The 20,663-nt window shown below is 43.0% G+C and carries 22 protein-coding genes and 1 riboswitch; of the genes, 19 read left to right on the top strand and 3 right to left on the bottom strand.

Features of this window, described 5'->3' with window-relative positions; translation table 11 throughout:
• Nucleotides 1–46: 46 nt before the first annotated feature.
• From atpA to spoIID, 8 genes are all read left to right on the top strand, one after another.
• Entirely contained in the window at nucleotides 47–1,555 is a 1,509-nt protein-coding gene (atpA, locus tag V1502_RS19455; RefSeq protein WP_409252244.1) for a F0F1 ATP synthase subunit alpha, read from the top strand.
• A 107-nt stretch (nucleotides 1,556–1,662) separates the two neighbouring features.
• Nucleotides 1,663–2,520 (top strand): F0F1 ATP synthase subunit gamma, encoded by an 858-nt coding sequence (locus tag V1502_RS19450; protein ID WP_409252243.1) that lies wholly within the window; start codon nucleotides 1,663–1,665, stop codon nucleotides 2,518–2,520.
• Between the two features lie 79 nt (nucleotides 2,521–2,599).
• Nucleotides 2,600–4,018 (top strand): F0F1 ATP synthase subunit beta, encoded by a 1,419-nt coding sequence (atpD, locus tag V1502_RS19445; RefSeq protein ID WP_409252242.1) that lies wholly within the window; start codon nucleotides 2,600–2,602, stop codon nucleotides 4,016–4,018.
• Between the two features lie 22 nt (nucleotides 4,019–4,040).
• Entirely contained in the window at nucleotides 4,041–4,445 is a 405-nt protein-coding gene (locus tag V1502_RS19440) for a F0F1 ATP synthase subunit epsilon (RefSeq protein WP_409252241.1), read from the top strand.
• Between the two features lie 267 nt (nucleotides 4,446–4,712).
• Nucleotides 4,713–4,964, top strand: coding sequence for a DUF1146 family protein (locus V1502_RS19435; RefSeq protein ID WP_409252240.1), 252 nt, complete (start codon nucleotides 4,713–4,715; stop codon nucleotides 4,962–4,964).
• A 452-nt stretch (nucleotides 4,965–5,416) separates the two neighbouring features.
• Nucleotides 5,417–6,163, top strand: coding sequence for a YwmB family TATA-box binding protein (locus V1502_RS19430; RefSeq protein WP_409252239.1), 747 nt, complete (start codon nucleotides 5,417–5,419; stop codon nucleotides 6,161–6,163).
• Nucleotides 6,164–6,195: 32 nt separating this feature from the next.
• Nucleotides 6,196–7,512 (top strand): UDP-N-acetylglucosamine 1-carboxyvinyltransferase, encoded by a 1,317-nt coding sequence (murA, locus tag V1502_RS19425; RefSeq protein ID WP_409252238.1) that lies wholly within the window; start codon nucleotides 6,196–6,198, stop codon nucleotides 7,510–7,512.
• 278 nt (nucleotides 7,513–7,790) lie between these two features.
• On the top strand, nucleotides 7,791–8,807 hold the full coding sequence (gene spoIID / locus V1502_RS19420; protein WP_409252237.1) for a stage II sporulation protein D: 1,017 nt from the start codon (nucleotides 7,791–7,793) through the stop codon (nucleotides 8,805–8,807).
• A gap of 65 nt (nucleotides 8,808–8,872) precedes the next feature.
• Here spoIID and V1502_RS19415 read toward each other — a convergent pair whose 3' ends face one another.
• A complete protein-coding gene (locus tag V1502_RS19415) occupies nucleotides 8,873–9,310 on the bottom strand; it encodes a VanZ family protein (RefSeq protein WP_409252236.1) in 438 nt (145 codons plus the stop codon).
• A 199-nt stretch (nucleotides 9,311–9,509) separates the two neighbouring features.
• On the opposite strand from V1502_RS19415, the gene V1502_RS19410 reads away from it, so the two are divergent.
• The 10 genes from V1502_RS19410 to V1502_RS19365 all read left to right on the top strand — a co-directional run bounded on the left by V1502_RS19410 (nucleotide 9,510) and on the right by V1502_RS19365 (nucleotide 19,038).
• Nucleotides 9,510–10,376: a peptidoglycan DD-metalloendopeptidase family protein gene (locus V1502_RS19410; protein WP_409252235.1), complete on the top strand. Its 867-nt coding sequence runs from the start codon at nucleotides 9,510–9,512 to the stop codon at nucleotides 10,374–10,376.
• Between the two features lie 493 nt (nucleotides 10,377–10,869).
• Nucleotides 10,870–11,172 carry a DUF4212 domain-containing protein gene (locus V1502_RS19405; RefSeq protein ID WP_409252234.1) on the top strand — a complete coding sequence of 101 codons (303 nt, stop codon included), beginning with the start codon at nucleotides 10,870–10,872 and terminating at the stop codon, nucleotides 11,170–11,172.
• 144 nt (nucleotides 11,173–11,316) lie between these two features.
• The gene (locus tag V1502_RS19400; RefSeq protein WP_409252233.1) at nucleotides 11,317–12,984 is read left to right on the top strand and encodes a sodium:solute symporter family protein; all 1,668 of its coding nucleotides are present in this window, start codon (nucleotides 11,317–11,319) and stop codon (nucleotides 12,982–12,984) included.
• A 541-nt stretch (nucleotides 12,985–13,525) separates the two neighbouring features.
• Entirely contained in the window at nucleotides 13,526–13,789 is a 264-nt protein-coding gene (gene spoIIID / locus V1502_RS19395) for a sporulation transcriptional regulator SpoIIID (protein ID WP_006838368.1), read from the top strand.
• A gap of 788 nt (nucleotides 13,790–14,577) precedes the next feature.
• Nucleotides 14,578–15,579 carry a rod shape-determining protein gene (locus V1502_RS19390; protein WP_409252232.1) on the top strand — a complete coding sequence of 334 codons (1,002 nt, stop codon included), beginning with the start codon at nucleotides 14,578–14,580 and terminating at the stop codon, nucleotides 15,577–15,579.
• 268 nt (nucleotides 15,580–15,847) lie between these two features.
• On the top strand, nucleotides 15,848–16,690 hold the full coding sequence (locus tag V1502_RS19385; protein ID WP_409252231.1) for a flagellar hook-basal body protein: 843 nt from the start codon (nucleotides 15,848–15,850) through the stop codon (nucleotides 16,688–16,690).
• Between the two features lie 25 nt (nucleotides 16,691–16,715).
• Nucleotides 16,716–17,555: a flagellar hook-basal body protein gene (locus V1502_RS19380; RefSeq protein WP_409252230.1), complete on the top strand. Its 840-nt coding sequence runs from the start codon at nucleotides 16,716–16,718 to the stop codon at nucleotides 17,553–17,555.
• A gap of 15 nt (nucleotides 17,556–17,570) precedes the next feature.
• Nucleotides 17,571–17,855, top strand: a complete 285-nt coding sequence (locus V1502_RS19375; protein WP_409252229.1) for a DNA-directed RNA polymerase subunit beta — start codon at nucleotides 17,571–17,573, stop codon at nucleotides 17,853–17,855.
• Nucleotides 17,856–18,014: 159 nt separating this feature from the next.
• On the top strand, nucleotides 18,015–18,449 hold the full coding sequence (gene fabZ, locus V1502_RS19370; protein WP_409252228.1) for a 3-hydroxyacyl-ACP dehydratase FabZ: 435 nt from the start codon (nucleotides 18,015–18,017) through the stop codon (nucleotides 18,447–18,449).
• Between the two features lie 265 nt (nucleotides 18,450–18,714).
• Nucleotides 18,715–19,038, top strand: a complete 324-nt coding sequence (locus V1502_RS19365) for a hypothetical protein (protein ID WP_409252227.1) — start codon at nucleotides 18,715–18,717, stop codon at nucleotides 19,036–19,038.
• 30 nt (nucleotides 19,039–19,068) lie between these two features.
• On the opposite strand, the gene V1502_RS19360 is transcribed toward V1502_RS19365, so the two are convergent.
• Nucleotides 19,069–19,425: a helix-turn-helix domain-containing protein gene (locus tag V1502_RS19360; protein ID WP_409252226.1), complete on the bottom strand. Its 357-nt coding sequence runs from the start codon at nucleotides 19,423–19,425 to the stop codon at nucleotides 19,069–19,071.
• A 604-nt stretch (nucleotides 19,426–20,029) separates the two neighbouring features.
• Nucleotides 20,030–20,123: riboswitch (cyclic di-GMP riboswitch) on the top strand.
• 33 nt (nucleotides 20,124–20,156) lie between these two features.
• Between V1502_RS19360 and V1502_RS19355 the strand changes: the two genes are divergently transcribed.
• Nucleotides 20,157–20,288 carry an anti-repressor SinI family protein gene (locus V1502_RS19355; protein ID WP_409254396.1) on the top strand — a complete coding sequence of 44 codons (132 nt, stop codon included), beginning with the start codon at nucleotides 20,157–20,159 and terminating at the stop codon, nucleotides 20,286–20,288.
• A gap of 33 nt (nucleotides 20,289–20,321) precedes the next feature.
• Here V1502_RS19355 and V1502_RS19350 read toward each other — a convergent pair whose 3' ends face one another.
• Nucleotides 20,322–20,642 carry a helix-turn-helix domain-containing protein gene (locus V1502_RS19350; protein ID WP_409252225.1) on the bottom strand — a complete coding sequence of 107 codons (321 nt, stop codon included), beginning with the start codon at nucleotides 20,640–20,642 and terminating at the stop codon, nucleotides 20,322–20,324.
• Nucleotides 20,643–20,663: the final 21 nt, after the last annotated feature.

The following is a 20,663-nucleotide window of genomic DNA, read 5'->3' as shown; positions in this document are numbered from 1 at the left end:
GAGATACCCTGACAAAATCCAATGTAACCATAGAGGGGTGAAATTCATGAGCATCAAAGCTGAAGAAATCAGTGCGCTGATAAAAAAGCAAATTGAAAACTATCAGTCAGAAATGAAAGTAAGCGACGTAGGTACAGTAATCCAGATCGGGGACGGTATCGCACGTGCTCATGGCCTCGACAACGTCATGGCTGGAGAGCTTGTTGAGTTTTCAAACGGTGTCATGGGTATGGCACAAAACCTTGAAGAAAATAACGTAGGTATCGTAATCCTAGGACCTTACAGTGATATTCGCGAAGGCGACGAAGTTCGTCGTACTGGACGTATCATGGAGGTGCCTGTAGGAGAAGAACTTATCGGCCGCGTTGTTAACTCACTTGGACAACCAGTTGATGGTCTTGGCCCAATCAATGCTACAAAGACTCGTCCAATCGAAAGTAAAGCAACTGGTGTAATGGATCGTAAATCGGTTCATGAGCCGCTTCAAACTGGTATCAAAGCGATTGACGCCCTAGTGCCGATCGGCCGTGGTCAGCGTGAGTTGATCATCGGTGACCGTCAAACAGGTAAAACATCTGTTGCGATCGATACTATCCTTAACCAAAAAGATCAAGACATGGTATGTATCTATGTAGCTATCGGACAAAAAGAATCTACAGTACGTAACGCTGTAGAAACTCTCCGTAAGCATGGTGCTCTTGACTACACAATCGTAGTTACTGCATCTGCATCACAGCCTGCTCCAATGTTATTCCTTGCGCCATATGCAGGTGTAACAATGGGTGAGGAATTCATGTTCAATGGCAAGCACGTTCTTGTTGTGTATGATGACCTTTCCAAGCAAGCTGCAGCATATCGTGAACTTTCACTTCTATTACGCCGTCCTCCAGGCCGTGAAGCATTCCCTGGTGACGTATTCTACTTGCATAGCCGTCTACTTGAGCGTGCAGCTAAATTAAGTGATGAGAAAGGTGCCGGTTCAATCACTGCACTTCCGTTCGTTGAAACACAGGCAGGCGATATCTCTGCTTACATCCCGACAAACGTTATCTCTATCACAGATGGACAGATCTTCTTGCAGTCTGACTTGTTCTTCTCTGGTGTTCGTCCAGCGATCAACGCCGGTCTTTCTGTATCACGTGTAGGTGGGTCCGCACAAATCAAAGCGATGAAGAAAGTATCTGGTACACTGCGTCTTGACCTGGCAGCTTACCGTGAGCTTGAAGCATTCGCACAATTCGGTTCTGATCTTGATAAAGCGACACAAGCGAAACTAAATCGTGGTGCGCGTACAGTAGAAGTACTGAAGCAGGATCTTAACAAACCGCTAAAAGTTGAAAAGCAAGTTATGATTCTTTATGCATTGACGAAAGGTCACCTGGATGACATTCCAGTTGGAGATATCCGTCGTTTCGAAGAAGAATTCCTTAGCTGGTTAGATCGCAACCATACTGAGTTGTTAGACCATATTCGCACGACAAAAGGTCTTCCTGAAGACGATGCAATGAAAGCGGCTATCAACGAATTCAAGAAAACTTTTGCCAAGTCTGAATAATCATTACCAAGAACTTTACGAGGCAGGCCATTGAGCGGATAAGCACATTGGTCCTGCCCTAGTGTTTGAGGTAAGGTCTGAAACAATAAAAAGGGTGGTGAGAACCAGTGGCATCGTTACGCGACATTAAATCTCGTATAACTTCTACGAAAAAGACGAGTCAAATAACAAAAGCCATGCAAATGGTTTCTGCATCAAAGATGGCCCGTGCTGAAACGAATGCAAAATCATTCGTTCCTTATATGGAGAAAATCCAGGAAGTGGTTTCATCCATTGCTCTTGGAAGCAAAGACGCATCCCATCCGATGTTAGTCTCCCGCCCCGTTAAAAAAACCGGCTACTTGGTCATCACATCTGACCGCGGTTTAGCGGGAGCCTATAACAGTAATGTTATACGACTTGTCCATAACACAATCAAAGAACGTCATTCATCCAATGATGAATTTGCTATAATCGCAATCGGCCGTATCGGAAGGGACTTTTTCCAAAAACGTGATTACAATGTAATCGAAGGCATTACCGGAATTCCGGATCAGCCAAGTTTCTCTGATATCAAAGATATCGCGAACAAAGCAGTAGGCATGTTCTCTGACGGCGCTTATGATGAATTGTACCTATACTACAACCATTATGTGAGTGCCATCCAGCAGGATGTTACTGAAAAGAAAGTTCTGCCATTGACAGATCTGGATACTTCAGCGAAATTGACATCTTACGAATTTGAACCTTCTGCAGAAGATATTTTAGAAGTACTGCTTCCTCAATATGCTGAGAGCTTGATTTACGGTGCATTGCTTGATGGTAAAGCCAGTGAGCATGCTGCACGTATGACAGCGATGAAGTCTGCAACGGATAACGCGAAGGAACTGATCAACAGCTTATCACTTTCTTACAACCGTGCCCGTCAGGCTGCGATCACTCAGGAAATTACCGAAATCGTCGGTGGAGCAGCTGCATTAGAATAACACTCATAACGGCTGGAGGATCATCCTGCCCAGCCTTTTTCTTTAATATGTCGTCAAATGCTAGATAGGAGGGAAAAAGATGAACAAAGGACACGTTCTTCAAGTAATGGGTCCGGTTGTTGACGTTAAGTTCGAAAGCGGTCAACTGCCTGATATCTTTAACGCTCTTGTTATCAAACAAGAAGCGAAAGCAGATGCTAAAGGCATCGATTTAACACTAGAAGTTGCCCTTCACCTAGGTGATGATACGGTCCGTACGATCGCGATGGATTCCACTGACGGATTAACTCGCGGAATCGAAGTAGCAGATACTGGAGCTCCTATCTCAGTTCCAGTTGGTGATGTTACTCTTGGACGTGTATTCAACGTACTTGGTGAAACAATTGACCTTGATGAAAAAATCGACAGCAGTGCGCGCCGTGATCCGATTCACAGAGAAGCACCTAAGTTCGATCAACTTTCAACAGAGGTAGAAATCCTTGAAACGGGTATTAAAGTAGTAGACCTTCTTGCTCCTTACATCAAAGGTGGTAAGATCGGACTATTCGGTGGTGCCGGTGTAGGTAAAACAGTATTAATCCAGGAGCTTATCAATAACATCGCCCAAGAGCACGGCGGTCTTTCCGTATTCGCCGGTGTAGGTGAGCGTACTCGTGAAGGTAATGACCTTTACCACGAGATGAGCGACTCTGGAGTTATCAAGAAAACAGCGATGGTATTCGGTCAGATGAACGAGCCGCCAGGAGCACGTATGCGTGTTGCCTTGACTGGTCTGACAATGGCTGAGTATTTCCGTGATGAGCAAGGACAAGACGTTCTTCTGTTCGTTGACAACATCTTCCGCTTTACACAAGCAGGTTCTGAGGTTTCTGCCCTACTAGGCCGTATGCCTTCTGCGGTTGGTTACCAGCCGACACTTGCAACGGATATGGGTCAATTGCAGGAGCGTATCACATCTACTAACGTAGGTTCTGTAACATCGATCCAGGCAATCTATGTACCTGCCGATGACTACACGGATCCAGCTCCGGCAACAACTTTCGCTCACTTGGACGCAACAACAAACCTTGAGCGTAAGCTATCTGAAATGGGTATCTACCCTGCGGTGGATCCACTTGCTTCTACTTCTCGCGCCCTTTCTCCTGAGATTGTTGGAGAAGAACACTACAGTGTTGCACGTCAAGTACAGCAAACATTACAGCGTTATAAAGAACTTCAAGATATCATTGCGATCCTTGGTATGGATGAGCTTTCAGACGAAGATAAATTGGTTGTACACCGCGCACGCCGTGTTCAATTCTTCTTGTCTCAAAACTTCCACGTTGCTGAGCAGTTCACTGGCCAGCCGGGATCTTATGTTCAAGTTAAAGATACTGTTCAAGGATTCAAAGAGATCCTTGAAGGTAAATACGACCACATTCCAGAAGATGCATTCCGTCTTGTAGGTCCAATGAGCGACGTGCTGAAAGCAGCACAAGAGATGGGTGTAGAAGTATAATTAGGGACCAGGAGGGAATAAAATGAAGACATTAAAGGTCAATATTGTCACTCCCGATGGCCCAGTGTACGAATCTGAAGTGGAAATGGTAAGCACCAAAGCTCAGAGCGGTGAGCTTGGAATCCTTCCAGGACATATTCCAATGGTTGCTCCATTGCAAATCGGTGCCGTCCGTTTGAAAAATGGCAACGACACTGAGCTTGTAGCTGTCAGCGGCGGCTTCTTGGAAGTCCGCCCTGATCAAGTGACAATTCTGGCGCAATCAGCAGAAAGATCGGAAGCGATCAATGTTGAACGTGCTAAACAAGCAAAAAATCGTGCAGAAAGCCGCTTAAACGCGAGCAAGGAAGAAATCGACTTCCGCCGCGCTGAACTTGCACTGCGTCGTGCAATGAACCGTATCAACGTTCACGACCGCAACTTTTAACAAACACCAACGCCTTTCCAACATAGGAAAGGCGTTTTTTTATGCTTTGCACTTTAACACACTAACGCACGAAGAGGGACAGTCCCTCTTCGTGCGTTAACGCGGTAAAGCGTAAAGACCTTTTAATACGTTACAATATTAAAGAATGGGTGAAATATTTGTAAAATTAGGTCGTGGTGGGTTTACTTGTGCTACAATAAGGTATATGTCGAAAATTGCGATATTTTTGTGTCGATTTTACATAGATGCAAATAGAGGAGTTTTTATATGTTACAAGGATTTGGGCAGCAGGCCATCATCAACATGCTCGTTCACTTGACTTTCATAGCCGTCAGCTTCTGGGCATTGCAGGCTTTGAACTTTGATAAGTTTTTGCGTGCCGGCCATATTTTCCAGGCGAGGCTTTTGTTTATCCTGATGTCCATAGCACTGGGATCTTTAGTCGGTAACTTCTTCCTGGATTACTTAATGTGGTCACAGCAGCTGCCATTTATTTTGCAAACTGTCACGAAGTTGTAAAAAAATAGGTCATTGTACATGTGTTCAAATATTCCAGGATTGAGTATGATTCCTATTGTGTGTTTCTTTTCACAAGCATGCTCCTGACCCGATGTGCAGCCTTAGAAATGAGTTGTCACAATCTTCCATGACAAATCTAAGATATAGAGAATACGTAAATTAGCAGAACCTCAGGATTATGTAAAACGCTGTGTTCGTGTAGATTGTTGCTATCGCAAAAATCCAAAGGACCGGATTTTCCCTGTGGTACAAGGGCTTATCTATCTGAACAAGGTAAATTGCTCTTTTCTTTCTTGCTTAACAGGATAATTCATTTGAAATATGGTTATTTCTCCTGAATTTCATACTGAATAGCAACAAAGTTTTAGAAAAGAGCCATGTAAAAAGATGACGACAATTCCCAAGTATGTTCCTCCCTTTACAGGAAACACTGTGAATAAGGGGGAGAGAACATGAGAAATAAGCTTAAGCTATTATTGCCGGCATTATTTTTGGGGATAGGTTTTATAATCATGTTTAGCGGGAAATACACTAATGCATCCAATCAGGCTTTAGATATAGAAAGGCTTGCGAATGCTGTTGAACAGACAGATGGACGTATCTCTGAATGGTCTCTATATGCAAGGGAAAACCTAAAATTCTCCACGGATAAAGGTTTTACAACTTACGTTGAAAATATGCAAAAAGCAAACCCGGACTTTAGTTGGAATTATAACCAAAATCATGCAAGTTATGAATTAAAAGGTTTAAAAGAACATGAAACCGGGGTAGAGATTATCAAAGTGGTGACACCGGAAGTTGAAAGTCATCACGAATCGTATATGATATACGAATTCCGCGGATTCGAATGGAATCATCTTACGAAGCAGACTATTCAAGACCATTACTTTCCAAAATTGAAAGATCTTTTCACAGGAGAACCTATGATTTTCTCTTGTATCAAAGGCGAATTCAGTGATACACTTGACGGAGTTTTATCAAAGCAATCAGACAAGTTACTTTCTATTTTAGAGGCAAAAGAATTGGAATCATTAAAGGAAAACGACTTTTATTCAATATCGGCTTTTTCTAATAAATTTGACCAAAGAATGCCAACGGAACATCAATATATGAATTTGCAACTAGGCCTACGGAAAACAGGATTGGGCGCACAGACAAACTTTGTCATTGGCACACCCATCCTAACGATTGAATATTAATATAGAGAAATTGGACGCGGAGGGGAATACTCTTGGAAAAAATCATCGTCCGCGGCGGCCAGAGACTTAACGGCACTGTTAAAGCAGAAGGTGCTAAAAATGCTGTTTTGCCTGTGATCGCTGCTACATTATTAGCTAGTGAAGGAAAGAGCGTCATTAAGGATGTACCAACTCTCTCCGATGTATATACTATCAATGAAGTATTACGTCATTTAAATACAGATGTTTCATTTTCTAACCATGAAGTTACAGTTGATGCATCAAGAGAGTTATTTGTAGAAGCTCCATTTGAATATGTACGAAAGATGCGTGCGTCAGTACTTGTAATGGGTTCATTACTGGGAAGAACCGGCCGTGCCCGTGTAGCTCTGCCTGGCGGCTGTGCAATCGGTTCAAGACCGATCGATCAGCATCTTAAAGGCTTTGAAGCAATGGGTGCGAAAGTGAAAGTCGGCAACGGCTTCATTGAAGCGGAAGTTGACGGCAAGCTGAAAGGCGCAAAAGTATATCTTGACTTCCCGAGTGTGGGAGCCACAGAGAACATCATGATGGCCGCTGTACTGGCGGAAGGCACAACAGTGCTTGAAAACGTGGCAAAAGAACCTGAAATCGTGGACCTTGCAAACTTCCTGAACAAAATGGGAGCAAACGTTAAAGGTGCGGGTACAGGTACGATACGAATCGAAGGTGTGGAGCGCCTGTATGGTGTCGAACACAACATCATTCCTGACCGTATCGAAGCAGGAACGTTCATGGTTGCTGCTGCCATCACTCAAGGAAATGTCCTTGTAAAAGGTGCCATTGCAGAGCACATGTCTTCTCTTGTTGCGAAAATGGAAGAGATGGGTGTAACCATTATCGAGGAAGCGGAAGGTTTAAGAGTCATCGGGCCTGAAAAATTAAAGCCGATTGACATCAAGACTATGCCTCATCCAGGATTCCCGACAGATATGCAGTCACAAATGATGGCCCTGTTGCTGCGTGCAGAAGGAACCAGCGTCATTTCGGAAACTGTCTTCGAAAACCGTTTCATGCATGTCGAAGAATTCCGTCGAATGAACGCGGATATTAAAATTGAAGGTCGTTCTGTCATTATTAACGGACCTGTATCACTTCAAGGTGCAGAAGTAGGTGCAACGGATTTGCGTGCAGCAGCAGCGCTTACTATTGCCGGACTTGTTGCAGATGGATACACACGTGTTACCGAGCTTCACCACTTAGACCGCGGCTACGTAGACTTCCATAAGAAACTGGAAGCACTGGGAGCAGACATTGAGCGTGTCAAAGAAGTGGAAGAAGAGCTGGATGTTACAGCAAATGAACAAATCATTACCGACCTAAATGCATAAATAGATCTTTGATAAAGCTCTGTAGCCACAGAGCTTTTTTCAATTTTCAGAATAACACAAACCCCGGCTGGAATAAAATAACTTGCTTGTCTGCTTTAGCGCTTTAAAGTCCTGAGAGGGACTGTCCCTCTTAGGACTTTAAAGCGCTAAAGGATAAAAACCGGCCCCAAATTTTCTCCATCCAAAAGTTATAATTGCTTGTCCATTACCATACATATGAATTGAGGTGGAGAAGTGAAGGCTTCTTCGCTTTAATCATTCATATGGAGGCATCGGACATGAACCAGTTCAAACCAGTAATCATTACAGTCGCAATTCTAATGGCCGTCACATTTCTAGTACCCACACTCCTCGTCCTTCCTTTTACAGGTGATGAAGCAAGCAGTGAGCTGGATGAAACAACGCTCCAAAAACCTGATACTGCAGCACTTCTGGAAGGTTCAGTGGAGGTGGCTGTATACAGGGCGGGAAAAGAAATAATTGAAAAGCTTCCATTAGAGCAATATGTAATCGGAGTCGTCGCAGGGGAAATGCCTGCCGATTTTGAAATAGAGGCCTTGAAAGCTCAAGCATTGACTGCCAGGACATTTATTGTCAATCAAATGATGAACAAAGGCGGAAGTCTGCCAGAGGGGGCAGATGTTACGGATACCGTCACTCACCAAGTATATAAAAATAGTGCAGAACTCCAGCAACAGTGGGGTGCTGACTTTCAATGGAAAATGGAAAGAATCACAAAGGCTGTTCTTGAAACGAAAGGGAAGATTCTGACGTATGAAGGCACCCCAATATCAGCACAGTTCTTTTCCACCAGCAATGGCTTCACGGAGAATTCTGAAGCCTATTGGGCAAATGAAGTTCCTTATCTAAAAAGTGTGGAGAGTCCATGGGATAAAGAATCACCGAAATTCAATGCCCAAAAAGTCATTCCGATAGCAGAGTTTCAGGAAAAGCTGGGCATTACCCTAGGGGGAGACGGATCCGTAGGGACCATCACAGACAGAACACCCGGGCACCGGGTCGGCAGTGTGGTAATCAGCGGTAAAGAGTTCACAGGGCGGGAAATAAGGGAGAAGCTGGACTTGCGATCCTCTGACTTCACCTGGTACCGAAAAGGCGAGCATATCGTCATCACGACAAAAGGGTTCGGACACGGGGTCGGAATGAGCCAGTACGGCGCGAACGGAATGGCCAAGGAAGGCAAGTCATATGAAGATATTGTGTCTCACTACTATAAAGACGTTAAAATTTCCTCTTCGGATACAATCCTGAAGCAATTCACTGCAAAAAAATAATAGACAAAAGGAGCTGCCTCCATGGACAGCTCCTTTTTAGTGTGTCATCACTTAACTCCTAAGACTTAAATATCGGTCAATTTAGCCTGAAGCCATTCCATCCCCCTTGTAACCGGATGGGTCTTATCCTTAAAGTACGTCCGGTTCACAATCACCAGGCAGACCGCTACCCCTGTAAGATCTTTAACAGCATCGATCAGTGTCGCGGAACGGTAGGGCACAAAAGATTGATGAATCTCGTCTGTCAATCCGTAGAAGCCAGCAACGATGGCAGCGATAACACTAGCTGTATACGTCAAACGGCCATGGGCAAGTAATGCCAGGATAAATAAAACATATAAAATCGCAAACTCCACCAAGTGAAGGGATTCTTTGAAAATCCGGTCAAATTGGTCGTGTTTCATTTTAATAATCATATCATCCGGATTGCCCGACATATACCAAATCAAAGCCATATAAAGAAACGGAGCCACAGTCAGCCCCCATTTAATGATTGTACTCATGTATTTAACCTTCCTTAAAGGAGATATTCTTTCTGATTATTTTACCATTCCTCCAGCTTTCTTCCATACCAAAAAAGAAATTGTGATAAAACATACATATTTATAAACTGTTTGTCGAAAGATAAGAAGTAAAAATTTTTTTTGAAGAGATGTATATATTTTTTTCAAAGTGTTCAGAATGATTGCTGAGGTGATGAAAATGAGAGAGGAAGAAAAGAAACAACCTTCTCAGAAATTTTTTAAAAAACGTTGGGCATACCCAGCAATCTATTTGGCAAGTGCAGCAATCATTATTACGGCAATCCTATGGTATCAAGCAGCTGGTAATGATGTTGCAGAGGAACAAAACCTTGGGTACGAAGAGGATGTTCCGACAGGTAATCAGTTTGACCGCCCTGCAGTCGAAGTCAACCGGACAATGGAAAATTTCGTATTGCCAGTAGCCAATGAAAATGAAGTCGTTATCGAAAAAGGTTTCTATGATGTCAATGCGTCAGAAGAAGAACAGGAAGCGGCATTGGTTGTATATGACAACCAGTATCATCCAAACCAAGGGATCGACATCTCAGTGGGCGGAAAAGAGTTTGACGTCCTTGCTGCGATGAGCGGTACAGTTACAAAGGTTCAAGAAGATTCGTTGCTTGGAAACGTGATTGAAGTAGAGCATGGCAAAGGAATTGTGACTCGATACCAATCAGTCAAGGACTTCGCGGTTGAAGTTGGAGATGCTGTAAAGCAGGGACAAAAGCTTGCCAAAGCAGGTCAAAGCTTGTTTAACGAAAAAGCAGGTGTCCATGTGCATTTTGAAATCCGAAAAGACAATGTCGCTGTTAACCCGCAAGACTATGTGAATAAATCTCTGGCTACACTTCAAGAAGTATCTTTTGATGAGCCGGCAGCTGATGACAGTCGCTCTGAAGATCAGGAAGAAACAGACGTACCAGGTGCTCCTGGCAGCCAAAGCGAAGAGAGCTCTGATTCTGCAGATGATAACGGAACAGGAAATAATGGTTCTGAAGAGAATGCAGACGAAGATACTGAAGACAGCAGTTCAGACGAAGAATAAGAATAGATAAGACAAAGGGTTGTCCTGTTGAGGGGCAACCCTTTTTATATCTTTTAAAAAAATTTCCGGGGAAATTCGACGTTAGAGATATTATAAGGGAAAAATAATATGTTCAATATAATTGATTGTTAGCTTTTAAATATAAGTATTCTAGAAAAATAATATCCCGCATATCCCTGCTTTAAAGCCCTCTCATGTCTAAAAAAAGAGCTTGACTACTTTACATAAACTGTTAATAATATCTCTATAGATGAGTATTCTGAATATTTTTAATATATTTTGAAGGAGGGGAAAGGTTGCTATTATATATCTTTTTTATTGTCACTACTGGAATATGTCTCATACTCGCTCTCAAAAAAAGAAAGGTCTTCTTCCTGACTATTCCATTCATCACCTTATTTGGTTACGGATTAGTTCAGGTCGTTCTCGTTCCATTGCCATTCATAGATACGGTTAAGTTTATCTTCAGTTTGTCATAAAAAGGAGGATCTTAATGAAAAAGATTGATAAGGCTACAGCAGATCAATATTTTAAGGAAAAGAACCGCTATATCATGATTTATTTAATTGTTGGTATCCTTTCATCCTTTGGGGTGGTGCTGTTTGCTGACAGCCTGAAGGAGTTGACGATCAACGGCTATCCTTTCCATTACTTTATGGGGGCACAAGGAGCAATTCTTATTTTTATTATCCTTCTTTTCATTAATGCCAAGGTCAGCGATTCTATCGATAAAAAATATGGAATCGATGAGAGCAAGAATGAAAGCTTGAGTTACGGAAAGACGCTGGATCATTAATGAGTTACTGGTTTTAAACTATCGAAGGTTTCATAGGGGTGTTAGCCATCAATTAAATACCTTATCAACATTAAATAGAAGTTTTACCACATCAGAAATGAAAAAGCTTTAATATAACTTGTAGGAAAGATAAGGGGGACCAAAATGGATTTACAGTTTATTGTGTCAACTGCCATCATTTTAGCTACTTTTGCACTCTATATCGGAATTGCAGTGTATAACAAGGCGAAAGCTACCTCTGATTTCTATGTTGCCGGCCGCGGGGTGCCGCCGGTATTTAACGGTATGGCGATCGGAGCTGACTGGATGAGTGCAGCTTCATTCATCGGCTTGGCAGGCACCATCATGATTCTTGGTTACGACGGTCTTGCCTACATTATGGGGTGGACAGGGGGATACCTGCTGTTGACATTCCTGCTTGCCCCGCAGCTTCGTAAGTACGGGCGCTATACGGTTCCGGAATTCATCGGAGACCGGTATAACAGCCATACGGCACGGGTCATCGCTGCCCTTTGTACGATCATTATTTCCTTTACGTATTCAATCGGGCAGTTATCGGGTTCCGGAGTGGTCATCGGCCGCCTGTTTGAAATCGATGCCAAGCTTGGAACAATGATTGGGGTGGTCTTGATCGCTTTCTATGCAGCTTTTGGAGGGATGAAAGGAATTACTTGGACACAGGTGGCTCAGTATATCATTTTAATCATTGCCTATCTGATTCCGGTCATCTTTATGAGTTTGCAGCTGACAAGTAACCCGCTTCCATGGATTTCCTATGGTGAACTTATCGGTAAAATGGGTGAACTGGACCGTGAGCTCGGCATATCGGAATATTTTGCTCCATTTACGAATGGGACCAAGTGGCAGTTCATTGCGTTAATGTTCACATTGATGGCCGGTACAGCGGGCCTGCCGCATGTTATCGTCCGATTCTATACGGTATCAACGATGAAAGCGGCACGCTGGTCAGGAGCTTGGGCATTATTGTTCATTGGACTTCTATACCTATCAGCACCAGCTTATGCGGCATTCTCCCGCTTTATTTTAATGACCAAGGTGGCGGGGCAGAAAATCAGTGAGCTTCCAAGCTGGACAACTTCATGGGTGGATACAGGCAAACTGCAGATAGCGGATGGCAACGGTGATGGAATCCTGCAATGGACAGAACTAGCTATTTCAAATGATATCGTGGTAATGGCCACGCCGGAAATCGCGAATCTTGGAGTATTTGTCATCGGCCTGGTCGCTGCCGGTGCAATGGCCGCCGCATTATCGACTGCAGGCGGGTTGATGATCGCGATTTCATCTTCTTTCGCTCATGATATTTACTACCGTGTATTCAAACCGACAGCTTCAGAAAAGAACCGCCTTGCCGTTGCCCGCTGGTCGATCATTATCGCAACGGTACTTGCCGGATTGGTTGCATTGAATCCGCCGGGAGTCATTACTCAGATCGTTGCCTGGGCCTTTGCGCTCGCATCAGGCACATTCTTCCCGGCGCTCGTTCTTGGGGTATGGTGGAAGCGTTCCAATGCAGCTGGGGTCATCTCCGGGCTGCTCGTCGGTCTCGGTGTGACGTTGACGTATATCTTCCTTGCACGGGCAGGAATCACACTGTTTGGGATTATTGATACAGGTGCAGGTGTTTTCGGGGCCACTGCCGCATTCCTGACCAACATCATTGTGTCGCTTTCTACTAAAGCACCATCACAAAAAATCCAGGAAGAAGTCATCGATCTCCGTTACCCTGAACAAATGACGTTCAAAGACGGTGAAGTCTGGATCAATGACGATGCGACATTCAATAAATAAAGATAGCTGAAGCTGGCTGTACTCCTTCATCCCTTATTGGCAGGGATGGAGGGGATACAGCCCTTTTGCTTATAGAGGAAGCCAGTTTTACAGAGGTTCTGGTACTGCGGTGAGAAACGTGAGGGGTTTACCTCATTATTGAAGGACAAACAGAGGTGTACGTAGGGAGGGGAAGCGGCAGGGGAAAGTATTAGAGCTGGTTGAGTCAGGGAGAGACCTAAGCAATATCACTTTTTGATAAAAATTCAGAAAATAATGACTAAACACTTGTCCTTATTCACTTTTTCGTGCATATATCTTGACCATGCTTAATAAAATGATACAAACCTGACAAAAAAGAGAGTGTTTGAGGTGAAGAGTCGTTAATTCAGACAGAGAAAGTGCCATCGTCATGTTCATATGTTGTAATTTTAGAAAGCCGACAAGCTGTAAATAAAGCTTTCTGCCGCAAATCAGCAGCAATGCGGTCATCCAGCAGATATTTAAGCGAGAACGAGTCTCATTTCACACTTCTCCATCCAATTTAGGGAGGTAGAGTGGTGTGCACGATTACATCAAAGAGAGAACAGTAAAGATAGGTAAATATATCGTGGAGACAAAGAAAACCGTTCGCGTTATCGCGAAGGAGTTTGGCGTATCGAAAAGTACCGTCCATAAAGACCTGACAGAGCGGTTGCCTGAGATCAATCCGGAACTTGCAAACGAAGTAAAAGATATCCTCGATTATCATAAATCAATCCGCCATCTCCGCGGAGGCGAAGCAACGAAGAAGAAGTATAAAAAAGATGAACTTGAAATCAATTAGAAAGTACCAGGTATCAAGAAGTTATGATACCTGGTATTTTTATTTGATTATTGGCTGTGTTAAAGAGTAATGTTGTTTTTCACCTATTTTTTTAAAAAGGGTGTTTGATTTCCACTCCAGGTGAGCGACTCCGCGGGGCGGGCGGTGAGCCTCCTCGGCTTCGCCTGCGGGGTCTCACCTGTCCCGCTAATCCCGCAGGAGGTCGCACACCTTCCGCTCCAATCAACATAACATCACTCTAAATTTAAATAAGATCGATCCTGCAGACGACTTCCAGTTGCTTATCATATCAACTGATGTTGGAGTGTAAGCGTACTAATATCTATAGTGTTTCTTAAAAATCTGAAAAACAACAGTATCAACTAACAGAGCCTAATTATTAAAATTTATATGTCCTGAATGCCCCAATCTGCTTATTTGAGTTACATAGTATAGAAACGTTTTTCCTTACCTTTGAAGGGAGGCAGGACTCAGGAAGAAACGGGACAGGCTGCAAACCTTAAATAAAACCATGGGAGGCTTACTGACGCCCTGGAAAGCGAATGCACTTAACGTCCTTTTAATATCATTATAAAAATGCAAATCTTTTTACGTGAATGTTTTTTTTCTTGACATTCATTAGACAATTAGTACCTATTTTCGACACATATATGGTAAAATAATAAATTAGGTGAAGTTTTTTCTATTCCCTGTTTTTGAGTGATTAAACCAACAACGATACATCTTTGAAAATAGATTGAAATGACTAAAATAAACGCGTTGAAATGAAGAAGGGAGAACAGAATTAGATGTTTGCGAAAGATATTGGAATTGATTTAGGAACGGCGAATGTATTGATACATGTGAAAGGGAAGGGAATCGTTTTAAATGAGCCTTCCGTGGTGGCAATCGACCGTAATAACAACAGAGTCCTGGCTGTAGGTGAAGAAGCGCGACGCATGGTCGGCCGTACACCTGGAAATATTGCAGCCATGCGCCCGTTAAAAGACGGCGTCATCGCTGACTTTGATGTAACTGAAGCTATGTTAAAGCACTTCATCAACAAGTTGAATGTGAAAGGGTTCCTTTCCAAACCTCGCATCCTTATCTGCTGCCCGACGAACATTACAAGCGTTGAACAAAAGGCGATCAGGGAAGCGGCAGAAAAAAGCGGCGGGAAAAAGGTTTACCTTGAAGAAGAGCCGAAAGTGGCCGCCATCGGAGCCGGTATGGATATTTTCCAGCCTTACGGTAACATGGTAGTCGATATCGGAGGCGGAACGACAGACGTGGCGGTCCTTTCAATGGGAGATATTGTGACAGCTTCGTCCATTAAAATGGCCGGTGATAAATTCGACGCCGAAATCCTGAGCTATATCAAAAAAGAATACAAACTGTTGATTGGTGATCGTACAGCGGAGGAAATCAAGATTAATATCGGTACTGTATTCCCTGGTTCTCGTGATGAGTCCATGGAAATCCGCGGACGGGACATGGTTTCAGGACTCCCTAGAACGATCACGGTTAAATCTGAAGAAATTGAAGGGGCTCTCCGTGAGTCCGTAGCGGTCATCGTACAAGCTGCGAAAAATGTTCTGGAGAAAACACCGCCGGAACTATCTGCGGATATCATTGACAGAGGCGTCATCCTTACAGGCGGCGGAGCTCTTTTACATGGAATCGACCAGTTATTGGCTGAAGAGTTGAAAGTACCTGTCCTAGTGGCAGAAAACCCTATGGACTGCGTTGCCATCGGTACAGGCATCATGCTTGAGAATATCGATAGAATCAGCAGAAGGAAAATCGGCTAAATCTTAACTAGAGGTTCATATTGATGTTGCTTCCGGAAAAACCATTGGGCCTTTACCCTTGTATACAAGGGCTTCACTAAAAAGAATAAGTAGCTTGTTTCTTACTTGCTTAGCAACATATTTTCTGAAGAAATTTAGAATAAATAGCAACAAAGTTTTAGAAAAGAGTATAACCAAAAACAACCAATTAAGTAAAACACATAACATTTTCGAACACGTTCCGATATAATATAAGAAGTTAAAAATGAACGTAAAAGAGGTGCCCACTATGCTGCGCGGATTTTATACAGTTGCTTCCGGAATGCTGTCTCAGCAACGAAAGACAGAACTGCTGTCAAACAACCTTTCCAATGCCAATACACCCGGATATAAAGCGGATCGTTCTTCGATGAAGGCTTTTCCAGAAATGCTGCTGGCTTTGCAGGGGCAACAGCAGAATATCCCGACTCAGAATGGTCTTCGTGTTCCATTTTCCCAACAAGTAGGAGCATTGAACACAGGTGTATATATGCAGGAGGCAATGCCGGCCTTCTTACAGGGAGACCTCCAAGAAACGGAAAGGTTGACGGATATTGCGTTGGTTGATGGAACTATTCCGGCTGATCCTGAGACTGGCCTTCCAGGAGGGGTATTTTTCACTTTGGAAGGTGCAGATGGAGCACCTCGTTATACACGCAATGGTAATTTTACAATTGATGGCCAAGGCTATCTGACATCGGCGAGCGGTCTATATGTACTTGATACAGAAGGACAGCGGATTCAATTGCCTTCAGACAATTTCAAAATCAATGAAGATGGACGAATTCTTGTTGATGATACTGAAATTGGACGCCTGGGTATTGGCTATGCAGTGAATGCCAACCGGCTGGCGAAAGAAGGGGATGGGCTTTTCAGAACAGAGAATAACGAGCCCTTACCCGATGCCTATAACGGTGAGGCAGCCTTCAGCATGCAGCAGGGCTTTATCGAGCGCTCTAACGTAGACACGGCCAGGACGATGACAGACATGATGACAGCATACAGGGCTTTTGAAGCAAACCAAAAAGTCCTGCAGGCATACGACAGAAGTATGGAAAAAGCAGTGAATGAAATAGGCCGGGTCAATGGCTGATTATAAAACAGAGGGGGACTGACCGATGAACCGCACAATGATAGGGGCAACAAATACGCTGAACCAGCTGCAAAAACAAATGGATATTATCGGCCATAACCTTGCAAATAGTGATACCAACGGCTATAAACGCAGAGAAGCCATGTTCTCGGAGCTTCTATTCCAGCAGGTGAGCAACATTAAAGGTGACAAGGACAACAACACTACCCGCTTAACGCCTGCAGGAGTACGGCAGGGAGTAGGGGCAAAACTAGCCCAGTCCGAAATCAACCTCGCACAAGGGTCTCTGAAAGCAACAGGGAGAAGTCTTGACTTTGCGCTAACTTCGCGTAATCAGTTTTTCAAAGTGCTGGTACAAGGGGAAAACGGGGCGGATGTGCGCTATACTCGAGATGGGGCATTCTATGCAAACCCGATTGGCAATGGGGAAATGATGCTGGTGAATGGACAAGGGCATGCTGTGCTGGATGAAAATGATAATTTTATCACTTTCACTGAAGCTGAAATGAACAGCCAGGATATCAGCCTGGGGGATAGCGGACAGTTGACTATTGGCGGTACACCCTTTAATCTTGGGATAGTATCAGTTGAAAAGCCGCAATTCATGCAGCAGATCGGCCAAAACCTTTTGGGGCTTCCAGATGACTTTCAAGGCCTCGGTGTTAATGAAAATGAAATCCTTACCAATCTGGAAGGTGCACTTAGAAATAATATTGGACTTGCCCAGAGCACACTGGAAGGATCGAATGTGGATATCGGAAAAGAAATGACGAATATGCTCAATGTTCAGCGGGCATATCAATTCCAAAGCCGTTCCATCTCGATGGCAGATCAAATGATGGGACTTATAAACGGAATCCGTTAAAGGAGTTAAAAGACAATGACTGAAAAAGAGATTCTGCAAGAAAGTAAAACAAGAGAAGAAATCAAAGCAGAAAAAAAGAATAAAAAGAAAAACAGTACCGAAGAAAAGCCGGGCAAGTGGGTACGGATCCGTCTTCTTCCAATCTGGCTGCGAATCCTTCTTTTTGTCATTCTTCTTGCCGGAAGTCTCATTGGAGGAGCCATGGTTGGCTACGGAATCATCGGGGACGGAAAGCCGATGGATGTTCTGGAGAAGTCTACCTGGCAGCACATTGTTGATATTGTTATGAAAGAAAAGTAATCTAAACCGGCCTTGTTTTTGGAGGCCGGTTTTGTTGTATAAAAAGGTGACATGGGGGTTTTATATGGCAATTCCCTGTTGGGAAAGCTTTTTATCAAGCGGGTTTTCAGGTAAAATGTTAAAAGAAGGCATACATATATGGATTAAGGAGGCAATTTCATGCTTGATATTACACAAATAAAAGAAATCATCCCTCATCGTTATCCTTTTCTGCTCGTGGATAAGATCATAGAAGTCGAAGAAGGAAAGAAAGCGGTAGGAATTAAAAATGTAACAGCCAATGAAGAATTCTTTAACGGTCACTTTCCAGATTATCCGGTAATGCCTGGAGTACTGATCGTCGAGGCACTTGCTCAAGTAGGTGCGGTAGCAATGCTGAAAAAGGAAGAAAACCGCGGACGTCTGGCTTTCTTTACAGGAATAGATAATTGCCGCTTCAAACGCCAGGTAAAACCAGGAGACCAGCTTCGCCTGGAAGTCGAAATGGTACGTTTCCGAGGTGCCATCGGCAAAGGAAAAGCGGTAGCGACAGTAGACGGAGAAGTAGCCTGCGAAACCGAAATGATGTTTGCCCTAGGCGAAAAACAAGAATAAGACCATATCCAAAAAGCCCCGCTGCTCAGCAGCGGGGCTTTTGCACATTATCGCACTAAAAGGGACAGTCCCTCTTCGCGCGTTAACGCGTTAAACCGCTAAGAGGGACTGTCCCTTGTTGTGCTTTAAAGCGGTAAAGAACCAGCCCCTTTCAGTCACAAAAATATTTGTGATGGATGCAAGTTTCCATCAATTCGGGGCATGCTATCAAAAGACCGCAAAGATAGGTCTTAAAAATTCTTTGTAATGAAAGGAGTCATACACAATGAATAAAAAGCTTTTAGCTATCCTTGGTGGATCTGCTCTTTCCGCAATGCTGCTTGCAGGGTGTAACGTTGACCAGGAGCCGCCGCCTGAAGACGATGCTCCAGTAGAGGAAGAAGTTCCTGGGGATGATGAGAACAACGGCATGGATGAAGGCGGAGAAAACGGTGATCTAGACACAAATGATGGTGAAGGAAATATCTCCGAAGATGATAACGGTGAGATTGATGACAATGAAAACGGAGATTTGGGCGACGAGAATGGTGAAGGCCCTGTTGACGAGCTGGAAGATGAGTTAACAGATGAAGAAGGAAATAATGAGTAATATTTAGAGAGCCGGTATCCACCGGCTTTTTTATATGGTCTTTTTCTTATCTTTTTCAACACCTCCATAAATAGATTTCTTCCGTTTGATTTTCATTAACATCGTAAAATGGATGAACTCCTCCTTAGTGAGCCCTTGTCCAATTGCCTCTTTCAGAAGCTGAACCCATCCTTTCTCTAGAATATCCGTACTATTATGATCTAATAGCATATCGAGTGGGACCTCCAAGGCTGCTGCGATTTTCTCCAATACTTTAATGGAAGGGTTTTTTTGTATATCCCTCTCAATCGAGCTGATGTAGGACTTTGAAATAGCTGCCTTTTGTGCTAATTCATTAATCGTAATGCCTTTATTCTCTCTGATCGATTTAATTTTCACACCTACCATAATCTGAACTCCTTCTACTAAAAATATATTAATTCATTATAACGAACATAATGTTTTTTATAAAATTAGTATTTTTAAGTAAATGATAGCATATGATAGAAAAATAAAGAAAAGTGTTCTTTATTACGAATAATCGGAGAAATTCCGCTATTTAGTAATAAGAGGGTTATCCTGTATAGTTAATACAAATGAACTATATAACGAACAAAAGAGGTGGAATCATGTATAAAAAAAATTGCCAGCGCTGCAGCCGTTCCTCATTCAGCTCTACCGAAACAGGAGAATGGATTTGTCCATCTTGCGGAAACGACCTCACTGCCTCACCATTTTTCCATGCATCAAGCTTCCTTCAAATTAATCAAAAAGTCATCCCTATAGAACAAAAATTAAAAGTTTACAGTAAGACATTCCCTTGCAGATCTATAACGGTTCGACAAAAAGTCCGCTAATTATTATTGAAAATGACTGAATATTATAATATTAAGGCATTATATGTAATATTAAATAGGATAAAAGATCGTAATCACAGCAAATTTTTACACAAAATAGGTTTTCCTAATTAGTATAATGGATATAGTTAAATAACTGGTTAGCCAATGGGATAGTCAGACAAAGGCAAACTCATTGAAAGATGGGGACGCAAAGTCACAGATCTAAGGCAGGATAGAAGGTCCTGCTAGGATGGCTGGACTGCCTGAAATACTAAGTGTATTTTAGGAGGAGATTTGTCAGTGATAGAAAAAGAATTGGATCTTGAATGGGTAACGTTAATCAAAGAAGCTATGTCTGTAGGGGTCACCAAAGATGAAATCCTAGAATACCTACATACGAATAGAGAAGAAAAAAGAGTACTAGTAAAATGAAAAAAGCTATTCCCGCTAAAGGGACTAGCTTTTTTACTTTTGATTTAATTTCCACTTATTGAACTCAATAAATTCCCGGAATTGCTCCTTGCTAATACCGGATTCCATTGCTTGTTCAACAATGCTGACCCAGTCTGAGTCGATGTGCTTATCTTCCACCGTATCATATAATAAAGAATCGACAGGGACATTCAGTGCTTTTGAGATTTTCTCCAAAAACTGAACCGATGGATTCTTTTGCAGGTTTCTCTCAATCGAACTCAAATAAGACTTCGCCACTCCTGCCTTATCGGCAAGCTCTGTCATGGACATCTTACGTTCTTGTCTAAGCTTTTTTACTCTTTCCCCGATCATTACCGTTCACATCCTGTACGC

This window comes from Rossellomorea sedimentorum (genome assembly GCF_046237645.1).
In the GTDB taxonomy this organism is placed as follows: Bacteria; Bacillota; Bacilli; order Bacillales; family Bacillaceae_B; genus Rossellomorea; species Rossellomorea sedimentorum.
This window is presented reverse-complemented; position numbering and strand designations above follow the sequence as displayed.